Annotated in this window: 7 protein-coding genes; all 7 read right to left on the bottom strand. The window is 43.9% G+C overall.

Going from position 1 to position 8,572, the window contains the following annotated elements:
• Positions 1–81 precede the first annotated feature (81 nt).
• Positions 82–4,110, bottom strand: coding sequence for a DNA-directed RNA polymerase subunit beta (rpoB, locus tag PR767_RS19595; RefSeq protein WP_004265877.1), 4,029 nt, complete (start codon positions 4,108–4,110; stop codon positions 82–84).
• Between the two features lie 359 nt (positions 4,111–4,469).
• A complete protein-coding gene (rplL, locus tag PR767_RS19600; protein WP_004265879.1) occupies positions 4,470–4,835 on the bottom strand; it encodes a 50S ribosomal protein L7/L12 in 366 nt (121 codons plus the stop codon).
• 60 nt (positions 4,836–4,895) lie between these two features.
• The gene (gene rplJ, locus PR767_RS19605) at positions 4,896–5,393 is read right to left on the bottom strand and encodes a 50S ribosomal protein L10 (protein ID WP_004264381.1); all 498 of its coding nucleotides are present in this window, start codon (positions 5,391–5,393) and stop codon (positions 4,896–4,898) included.
• Between the two features lie 325 nt (positions 5,394–5,718).
• Positions 5,719–6,420, bottom strand: a complete 702-nt coding sequence (gene rplA / locus PR767_RS19610) for a 50S ribosomal protein L1 (RefSeq protein ID WP_004265881.1) — start codon at positions 6,418–6,420, stop codon at positions 5,719–5,721.
• A gap of 4 nt (positions 6,421–6,424) precedes the next feature.
• A complete protein-coding gene (gene rplK / locus PR767_RS19615; RefSeq protein WP_004264379.1) occupies positions 6,425–6,853 on the bottom strand; it encodes a 50S ribosomal protein L11 in 429 nt (142 codons plus the stop codon).
• A 158-nt stretch (positions 6,854–7,011) separates the two neighbouring features.
• Positions 7,012–7,557 (bottom strand): transcription termination/antitermination protein NusG, encoded by a 546-nt coding sequence (gene nusG, locus PR767_RS19620; RefSeq protein ID WP_004264378.1) that lies wholly within the window; start codon positions 7,555–7,557, stop codon positions 7,012–7,014.
• Positions 7,558–7,944 (bottom strand): preprotein translocase subunit SecE, encoded by a 387-nt coding sequence (secE, locus tag PR767_RS19625; RefSeq protein ID WP_004265885.1) that lies wholly within the window; start codon positions 7,942–7,944, stop codon positions 7,558–7,560.
• Positions 7,945–8,572 lie beyond the last annotated feature (628 nt).

The raw sequence follows: 8,572 nt of genomic DNA on the forward strand, positions 1-8,572 counted from the left end.
TCAGGTGAGTGTTCAAAGACACTCTCCCCAAATCCCAGTGCTTACATGTGCCGGAAAGCAAGCTTTCCGGCATAAAACGAATTACTCGTCTTCCAGCTCGATGTTGATACCCAGTGAGCGAATTTCTTTCAGTAATACGTTGAAAGATTCCGGCATACCAGGTTCCATCTGATGGCTGCCATCGACGATGTTTTTATACATCTTCGTACGGCCGTTAACGTCATCCGATTTAACTGTAAGCATTTCTTGAAGAGTATAGGCTGCACCGTATGCTTCCAGTGCCCACACTTCCATCTCCCCGAAACGCTGACCACCGAACTGCGCTTTACCACCCAGCGGTTGCTGAGTAACCAAGCTATAAGAACCTGTTGAACGGGCGTGCATCTTATCGTCAACCAAGTGGTTCAGTTTCAGCATATACATGTAGCCAACAGTTACTTGGCGCTCAAAGCGCTCGCCAGTACGACCATCGAATAATGTAATCTGACCTGAAGTTGGCAGACCACCCAATTTCAGCAGTTCTTTGATTTCTTTCTCTTTCGCACCATCAAATACTGGTGTTGCAATTGGCATACCTTTTTTCAGGTTCTCAGCCAAACGCATAACTTCTTCGTCAGAGAAAGTGTTCAAGTCAACTTTCTGGCGTGGATCATCACCTAAATCGTATGCTTTTTGGATAAACTCACGCAGTTTGGCAACTTCTTCTTGCTGTTTAAGCATAGCATTGATTTTCTCACCAATACCTTTCGCTGCCATCCCTAAGTGAGTTTCCAAAATCTGACCGATGTTCATACGTGATGGTACGCCCAGCGGGTTCAGAACGATATCAACTGGGTTACCGTTTTCATCGTAAGGCATGTCTTCAACTGGGTTGATTTTTGAGATAACACCTTTGTTACCATGGCGACCCGCCATTTTATCACCCGGTTGGATCTGACGTTTAACAGCCAGATAAACCTTAACAATTTTCAGTACACCCGGTGCTAAGTCATCACCTTGAGTAATTTTACGACGTTTTGCATCGAGTTTTTTCTCGAACTCAGATTTCAGTTCGTCATACTGTTCAGCTAATTGCTCTAACTGGTTTTGCTTCTCTTCGTCAGCTAAAGATAACTCTAACCAACGGTCGCGAGGCAGTTTGTCCAGTTTTTCAGCTTCAATTCCGCCGTTAACCAGTACAGAACGGATACGTGCAAACAGACCTGCTTCGAAAATACGTAGCTCTTCTGTTAAGTCTTTCTTCGCATCACGTAACTGAGTTTCTTCGATCTCTAATGCACGTTTGTCTTTCTCTACGCCGTCACGGGTAAATACTTGTACGTCAATAACCGTACCAGATACACCGTTAGGAACACGTAAAGAAGAGTCTTTAACGTCTGATGCTTTTTCACCAAAGATAGCACGTAACAGTTTCTCTTCTGGCGTCAGCTGAGTTTCACCTTTAGGTGTCACTTTACCAACCAGAATATCGCCGCCTTTCACTTCCGCACCAATATACACGATACCGGATTCATCAAGTTTAGACAGTGCAGCTTCACCGACGTTTGGAATATCTGCAGTGATTTCTTCAGGCCCTAATTTAGTGTCACGAGACACACAAGAGAGCTCTTGAATATGAATAGTTGTAAAACGGTCTTCTTGAACAACACGCTCAGAAACTAAGATGGAGTCTTCGAAGTTATAACCATTCCATGGCATGAATGCCACGCGCATGTTTTGACCAAGTGCTAATTCACCGAGGTCTGTTGAAGGACCATCCGCTAACACGTCACCACGTTCAACTGGCTCACCTAAAGATACACAAGGCATCTGGCTAATACAGGTGTTCTGGTTAGAACGGGTATATTTAGTCAGGTTATAAATATCGATTCCAGCTTCGCCTGGGTACATCTCATCTTCGTTAACTTTGATAACGATACGAGAAGCATCAACGTACTGAACCGAACCACCACGTCTTGCAACAGCAGTAACACCAGAGTCAACCGCTACTGCACGCTCCATACCTGTACCAACTAATGGTTTGTCAGCACGCAGAGTAGGAACCGCTTGACGTTGCATGTTTGCACCCATCAATGCACGGTTGGCGTCATCGTGTTCAAGGAATGGGATCAGGGACGCACCAACAGAAACAACCTGTTGAGTCGAAACGTCCATATATTCAACCTGTTCACGGCTGAATAAGCTTGATTCACCTTTGTTACGACACGTAATCAGTTCTTCAACAAAGCTACCATCATCACCTAAAACGGTGTTCGCCTGAGCAATGATGAAGTTACCTTCTTCAATTGCAGACAGATAATGGATTTCGTCTGTCACTAAGCCATCACGTACTAAACGGTATGGGGTTTCTAAGAAACCGTACTCATTGGTCTGTGCATAAACAGATAATGAGTTGATCAGACCGATGTTTGGACCTTCAGGCGTTTCGATTGGACAGACACGACCGTAGTGAGTTGGGTGAACGTCACGTACTTCGAAGCCCGCACGCTCACGAGTCAAACCACCTGGGCCTAACGCAGAGATACGACGTTTGTGCGTAATTTCAGACAACGGGTTGTTCTGGTCCATAAATTGAGACAGCTGGCTGGAACCAAAGAACTCTTTAACTGCGGCTGAAATTGGTTTCGCATTGATCATATCTTGTGGCATTAATGCATCGAGGTCGCCCAGAGAAAGACGCTCTTTCACTGCACGCTCAACACGAACCAGACCGACACGGAATTGGTTCTCTGCCATTTCACCAACAGAACGAATACGACGGTTACCTAGGTGGTCGATATCATCCACTTCGCCTTTACCGTTACGGATATCGATGAGTTTACGCATAACATCAATGATGTCTTCTTCACTCAGGATACCTGAACCTTCGATTTCTTCACGGTTCAGTGAACGGTTGAACTTCATGCGACCTACCGCAGACAAGTCGTAACGATCTTCAGAGAAGAACAGGTTCTCGAACAAGTTTTCTGCAGCTTCACGGGTTGGTGGCTCACCAGGACGCATCATGCGGTAGATTTCTACCAATGCACTCAGGCGGTCGTTAGTTGGGTCGACACGAACGGTTTCAGAAATGTAAGCACCGTGGTCTAAGTCATTGGTAAACAATGTTTCGATTGTTTTATGACCAGACTGGCTCAGACGTGCCAACATATCTAAAGAAAGTTCCATGTTCGCTGCACAAATCAGCTCACCGGTGCTTTCATCAATATAGTCTCTAGCAACAACTTTACCTGCGATATATTCAACAGGAACTTCGATGCTATTGACTTCTTCTTTCTCTAACTGACGAATGTGACGTGCAGTGATACGGCGGCCTTTTTCTACATAGACTTTACCGTTCGCTTCGATATCAAACGAAGCAGTTTCACCACGTAAACGCTCAGGAACCAGCGTCATCATCAGTTTATTATCACGGATTTGGAATACTGTTTTTTCGAAGAACAGATTTAAGATTTCTTCGGTGTTGTAATCCATTGCACGCAGAATAATGGTCGCAGGTAATTTACGGCGACGGTCAATACGTACAAACAGGTTATCTTTCGGGTCGAATTCGAAATCAAGCCATGAACCACGGTAAGGGATAATACGTGCGTTATATAGCACTTTACCTGAAGAGTGTGTTTTACCTTTATCGCTGTCAAAGAATACACCTGGACTACGGTGTAACTGAGAAACGATAACACGCTCAGTACCGTTGATAACGAAAGTTCCGTTTTCAGTCATGAGTGGAATTTCACCCATGTAAACTTCTTGTTCTTTGATGTCTTTAACAGTTCCTTCCGGTGCTTCACGCTCATAAACGATGAGACGTAATTTCACACGTAAAGGCGCAGAGTAAGTTACACCGCGAATTTGACATTCTTTAACATCAAAAACAGGCTCGCCTAAACGATAGCTGACATATTGTAATTCAGCATTACCGCTGTAGCTCTGAATTGGAAACACAGAACGGAAAGCTGCTTCCAGCCCATTCTGGCCATCTGGATCTTGCTCGATAAACTTCTGGAACGAGTCAAGTTGGATAGAAAGGAGATAAGGTATGTCCAAAACTTGTGGACGCTTACCAAAGTCCTTACGGATACGTTTTTTCTCGGTATAGGAGTAAACCATAGGTTTCCTCAGCTCGTTGATCAGTGACCCAAGTGGTTAGCTCTTAGTTTAAGAGACTGAACCGCAACGCGTTTTTATATAAGAAATGGAAAATGAATACTTTCCTTAATACTCATTGCTATTACTCTTAAATCATTTCATTGCGTTGCCATTGCTACCGAGCTACCCGAGCGGGTCGTAGCGAAGAACACAGTATATTAAGTCGTCAATAGAAAGAAGTATTGGAGGGTTGTTGTTAACATTAAAACTGCGTGAAAAGCTGTTAACACCCATCACGCCTTACAGCGCAAAAAGGCTGGTGATTAAAAAATCACCAGCCGTCAGCCTAATTAGATCAGGCTGCGTTCTTGAAGTTGAACTTATTTAAGTTCAACAGAAGCGCCTGCTTCTTCAAGAGATTTTTTCAGAGCTTCAGCTTCGTCTTTGCTTGCAGCTTCTTTAATAGTAGCTGGAGCAGATTCTACCATGTCTTTAGCTTCTTTCAGGCCAAGACCGGTTGCACCACGAACTGCTTTGATAACTGCAACTTTGTTACCGCCAACAGCTGACAGTACAACGTCGAATTCAGTTTTTTCTTCAGCAGCTTCAGCTGGGCCCGCAGCAACAGCAACAGCTGCAGCAGCAGAAACGCCGAATTTTTCTTCCATCATAGTAATCAGTTCAACAACGTCCATTACAGACATTTCTGCAACTGCATCAAGGATTTGGTCTTTAGTGATAGACATAACAAGTGTTCCTAAAATTCAGAAATAGTTTATACGTTAAAAAGCAACGAAGGAAAGGGCTTATGCAGCTTCTTTCTGATCGCGCAGAGCAGCCAGAGTACGAACCAATTTGCCTGCAGCGGCTTCTTTCATGGTTGACATCAGGCGTGCGATTGCTTCATCGTAAGTTGGGAGAGTTGCCAGACGATCGATATCTTTCGCTTGGATTAACTCACCTTCAAAGGCCGCAGCTTTAATCTCAAATGCTGGATTCGCTTTCGCGAACTCTTTGAACAGACGAGCGCCAGCGCCCGGGTGTTCGTTAGAGAAAGCAATTAAGGTTGGACCGACAAACACGTCTTTCAGTACGTCATAAGAAGTACCTTCAACAGCACGGCGGATCAGTGTGTTACGAACAACACGGATATAAACGCCAGCTTCGCGACCTGCTTTACGCAGTTCAGTCATTTTTGCTACAGTTACGCCGCGTGAATCAGCAACAACTGCAGAAAGCGCGCCTTTGGCTACTTCGCTGACTTCAGCAACAATCGCTTGTTTGTCTTGAAGATTTAGTGCCATTAGCTTCTTGCTCCTGGATTAACCGGGAAACCCCGGGACTCACATCACTCAAACACAACATTATGTAAGAGCGCTAAAACACGGTGAGCAGAATAGAAATCCAGAATTAAATTCTAGGTATCTCTGTCACCGTCTACGCAGGTAAATTAAGCAGCGGTTAGACTACACCTGCGGTCTTGGACGGGGTCTGGAAAGGCCAGACTCCATACCGAAATTTGTGGTTTGTTGAGTATATTGCTATACCCAACAAACTCAAGGCGTCAAATTTTATACAAATTTGACGCAAAGGTAAAGCCTAATTACCAATTAGCCGAAGCTATAGCAATTAAACTGTCGCTGACAGACCAGCTTGGTCAACAGCAACACCTGCACCCATAGTGGTAGACAGGCTAACTTTCTTGATGAAAACACCTTTAGCAGAAGCTGGTTTTGCTTTTTTCAGCGCGATCAGCAGTGCTTCTAAGTTTTCTTTCAGTTTGTTAGTGTCGAAATCAACTTTACCGATAGTGGTGTGGATGATTCCGTTTTTGTCATTACGGTAACGAACCTGACCTGCTTTAGCATTGTTAACTGCTTCAGCAACGTTTGGAGTTACAGTACCAACTTTCGGGTTTGGCATCAGACCACGTGGGCCCAGAACTTGACCTAATTGGCCAACAACGCGCATTGCATCTGGAGAAGCAATAACAACGTCAAAGTCCATTTCACCAGCTTTGATTTTATCAGCCAGATCTTCCATACCTACCAGTTCAGCGCCTGCAGCTTTAGCAGCTTCAGCGTTTGCGCCTTGTGCGAACACAGCAACGCGAACTGAACGGCCAGTACCGTGTGGCAGTACAGTTGCACCGCGAACGTTTTGGTCAGATTTACGAGCATCGATGCCCAGGTTGATAGCTACGTCAACGCTTTCTACGAATTTAGCAGTTGCTAATTCTTTCAGCAGTGCAACGGCTTCGTTGATGTCGTACTGTTTAGTTGCATCAACTTTTTCACGGATATTGCGCATGCGCTTAGTCAGTTTAGCCATTGTCTTAGTCCTCCACTACCAGGCCCATGGAACGAGCAGTACCTTCAATTGAACGCATCATTGCGTCAACATCAGCACCAGTCATGTCCGCAGCTTTAGTTTCAGCGATTTCGCGAATCTGAGCAGAGGTCACTTTACCAACTTTATCTTTGTTAGGCTTGCCTGAACCAGACTTAACGCCAGCTGCTTTTTTCAGCAGAACTGCTGCAGGTGGAGTTTTGGTAACGAAAGTGAAAGAACGGTCTGCGTAAACAGTAATAACAACAGGAATTGGTAAACCTTTTTCCAGGCTGTCTGTTTTTGCGTTGAACGCTTTACAGAATTCCATGATGTTAACACCTTGTTGACCCAGAGCTGGACCAACTGGTGGACTTGGGTTCGCCATACCAGCTGCAACTTGCAGCTTAACGTAGGCTTGAACTTTCTTAGCCATGATATTTCCTCTAGATGGGTGATAGCGCCTTACAATTTGCAAGGCTCCCCGTTACATTAAACATGTCCCGCACATTAATTTGCGCCGAACATAAAAACAAAAGGCGCGAAATTGTAGTCAAATTTCACGCCTTTTGCAAGTCAGTTTTGTCGCTTAGATTAGGCTTTTTCTACCTGACCAAAATCCAATTCGACTGGAGTTGCGCGACCGAAGATAGAAACAGAGACTTTTAAGCGGCTCTTTTCATAGTCAATTTCTTCAACAACACCGTTAAAGTCAGCAAATGGACCTTCGCTAACACGAACCATTTCACCTGGTTCAAACAGTGTTTTCGGACGTGGTTTATCACCAACTTGTTGTAAGCGGTTCATGATAGCGTCAACTTCTTTATCGCTAATTGGCGCTGGACGATCTGACGTTCCGCCAATGAACCCCATTACACGCGGTACACTACGCACTAAGTGCCAAGAGTCATCGTTCATGACCATTTGGACCAAGACATAGCCTGGGAAGAATTTACGTTCACTCTTACGGCGCTGACCGCTACGGATTTCAACAACTTCTTCTGTTGGAACCATAACTTCGCCAAAAGAATCTTCCATAGCATGTAATTTGATATGTTCACGTAAAGATTGTGCTACGCGACCTTCAAAACCAGAGAATGCCTGAATGACATACCAGCGCTTTTTAGGTGAATCGGACATTTAGAATAACCTCAGGCTTGTAATAAATGAAACTAAACGCACCAGGATACCATCTAGTCCCCACAGTATTAAAGACATTACAGCCGTTACTGCAGCAACAATTAAAGTAGTTTGCAATGTTTCCTGGCGAGTAGGCCAAATGACTTTTCTCATCTCGACGCGAGCTTCGCGTGCAAACGCCAGTGTTGCTTTACCTTTTGTAGTCCATAAAGCGACAGCACCTGCAATAGCGACAACAGCCACAACTGCAAATGCACGCAGCGCGAGATTATATTGACGGAAGTAATAATTGCCAACAATAGCAATTATTAATAAGGCACAGACAATGACCCACTTGAAGATGTCTGCACTGCGTCCACTTCCTTGAGCTTCGCTATTCGCACTCATAATTCAACCTGTTACCATGAAGTATGTACATAGCCTGCTTGCTTACAAAGGTAAAACAACCAAGCCAAACCAATAGAATATGCCAACATATCCCTCAATTACTACAAACTAAGCCTGCAAAATTTAATAGGGATATCAATAACATCACCTGCGATCTAAAAGTAATTAGCCTTGTTAATGGAGGTAATTAGCGTTATTCGTTCTGCAAACACAACAAGTTGCAGCAACATTTTATTTCGCAAGTACTACTTGTACGTCAGTACTATCACTTTACAAGTGCTACCCATTTCACAAGTGCTATTCCATTTTGCAGGAATTTCAGCATGCCCAGCAAATTTTTTAACTACACCAAATAAGAAAATAACATTCTTTTTGTGGCAGCGGTAAAATATACCATATCTTCTGAGCAAAACCTTAATAAATCTCATATAACTGCGCAAAGGAATACGCACAGTTATCAATTCGTTGTTTCAGAGCCTATCTCACCAATAATTATACAAATGATTGATGAGATAGGTTCTTAATTTTGCAACGTCTGAATTTTGCAATGTATAAAAAGGACGTCTATTAGACGCCCTTTTTTACTAAGTGGTTCTTTCTTATTCAGAAAGAGCGGTATTATGCAATG

This window comes from Providencia sp. PROV223 (assembly GCF_028479245.1).
Lineage (GTDB): Bacteria > Pseudomonadota > Gammaproteobacteria > Enterobacterales > Enterobacteriaceae > Providencia > Providencia rettgeri.